Below are 1,633 nucleotides of genomic sequence, written 5' to 3' on the forward strand. Positions count from 1 at the left end.
ACCGGGTGGGTCGGAAGCTTGGCGTCCCCTAGGGGATTCGAACCCCTGTTACCGCCGTGAAAGGGCGGTGTCCTAGGCCTCTAGACGAAGGGGACACGACACCGTACTTTTATGACGCTTTTGCTCGTTACTTTTTCATCAGACAATCTGTGTGAGCACGCCACTCGAACTAATATCTTTAGGTAAGGAGGTGATCCAACCGCAGGTTCCCCTACGGTTACCTTGTTACGACTTCACCCCAGTCATGAATCACAAAGTGGTAAGCGCCCTCCCGAAGGTTAAGCTACCTACTTCTTTTGCAACCCACTCCCATGGTGTGACGGGCGGTGTGTACAAGGCCCGGGAACGTATTCACCGTAGCATTCTGATCTACGATTACTAGCGATTCCGACTTCATGGAGTCGAGTTGCAGACTCCAATCCGGACTACGACATACTTTATGAGGTCCGCTTGCTCTCGCGAGGTCGCTTCTCTTTGTATATGCCATTGTAGCACGTGTGTAGCCCTACTCGTAAGGGCCATGATGACTTGACGTCATCCCCACCTTCCTCCAGTTTATCACTGGCAGTCTCCTTTGAGTTCCCGGCCGAACCGCTGGCAACAAAGGATAAGGGTTGCGCTCGTTGCGGGACTTAACCCAACATTTCACAACACGAGCTGACGACAGCCATGCAGCACCTGTCTCAGAGTTCCCGAAGGCACCAATCCATCTCTGGAAAGTTCTCTGGATGTCAAGAGTAGGTAAGGTTCTTCGCGTTGCATCGAATTAAACCACATGCTCCACCGCTTGTGCGGGCCCCCGTCAATTCATTTGAGTTTTAACCTTGCGGCCGTACTCCCCAGGCGGTCGATTTAACGCGTTAGCTCCGGAAGCCACGCCTCAAGGGCACAACCTCCAAATCGACATCGTTTACAGCGTGGACTACCAGGGTATCTAATCCTGTTTGCTCCCCACGCTTTCGCACCTGAGCGTCAGTCTTCGTCCAGGGGGCCGCCTTCGCCACCGGTATTCCTCCAGATCTCTACGCATTTCACCGCTACACCTGGAATTCTACCCCCCTCTACGAGACTCTAGCTTGCCAGTTTCAAATGCAGTTCCCAGGTTGAGCCCGGGGATTTCACATCTGACTTAACAAACCGCCTGCGTGCGCTTTACGCCCAGTAATTCCGATTAACGCTTGCACCCTCCGTATTACCGCGGCTGCTGGCACGGAGTTAGCCGGTGCTTCTTCTGCGAGTAACGTCAATTGATGAACGTATTAAGCTCACCACCTTCCTCCTCGCTGAAAGTGCTTTACAACCCGAAGGCCTTCTTCACACACGCGGCATGGCTGCATCAGGCTTGCGCCCATTGTGCAATATTCCCCACTGCTGCCTCCCGTAGGAGTCTGGACCGTGTCTCAGTTCCAGTGTGGCTGGTCATCCTCTCAGACCAGCTAGGGATCGTCGCCTAGGTGAGCCATTACCCCACCTACTAGCTAATCCCATCTGGGCACATCTGATGGCAAGAGGCCCGAAGGTCCCCCTCTTTGGTCTTGCGACGTTATGCGGTATTAGCTACCGTTTCCAGTAGTTATCCCCCTCCATCAGGCAGTTTCCCAGACATTACTCACCCGTCCGCCGCTCGTCACCC

Annotated in this window: 1 tRNA gene and 1 rRNA gene; both read right to left on the reverse strand. The window is 54.0% G+C overall.

The annotated features are described in order from the left end of the window. Positions 1-19 precede the first annotated feature (19 nt). Positions 20-95, reverse strand: a tRNA-Glu gene (locus tag AEAC466_RS43380). 88 nt (positions 96-183) lie between these two features. Then, a 16S ribosomal RNA gene (locus tag AEAC466_RS43385) occupies positions 184-1,633 on the reverse strand; the annotation flags it as partial.

Origin of the sequence: Asticcacaulis sp. AC466, from assembly GCF_000495815.1 — a bacterium.
GTDB lineage: Bacteria > Pseudomonadota > Alphaproteobacteria > Caulobacterales > Caulobacteraceae > Asticcacaulis.